This window comes from Arenibacter sp. F20364 (assembly GCF_023015905.1).
In the GTDB taxonomy this organism is placed as follows: domain Bacteria; phylum Bacteroidota; class Bacteroidia; order Flavobacteriales; family Flavobacteriaceae; genus Arenibacter.
Genome location: NZ_JALKBD010000182.1, coordinates 1 through 309 on the forward strand (window position 1 = coordinate 1; position 309 = coordinate 309).

Sequence of the window (309 nt, forward strand, 5' to 3'; positions counted from 1 at the left end):
TACTGCATCGGTTACCAAGACCTTATCGTTACCACCTGAGGAAATATCCTCTGTTAAAATGGTACCGTTCAAAATATTTTCTGTCTGAACGGCATCGTCCGCCAACTTGGCATTGGTCACCGCATCGGCCCCAAGTTTGGCTGTTACTATGGAAAGGTCTTCCACCTTGAAAGGATCCAAAGTAGTACCAACTCCAGTAATCGTTACCTGATCCGCAATGGCATCGAAGCTCGACTTGTCAACCCAGGCTACAGTTCCTACTGCATCGGTTACCAAGACCTTATCGTTACCACCTGAGGAAATATCCTC

At 46.9% G+C, this 309-nt stretch carries 1 protein-coding gene; it reads right to left on the reverse strand.

Going from position 1 to position 309, the window contains the following annotated elements; all coding sequences use genetic code 11:
* On the reverse strand, positions 1-309 hold a 309-nt coding region (locus tag MWU84_RS24250), incomplete at both ends, for a hypothetical protein (protein ID WP_246906649.1).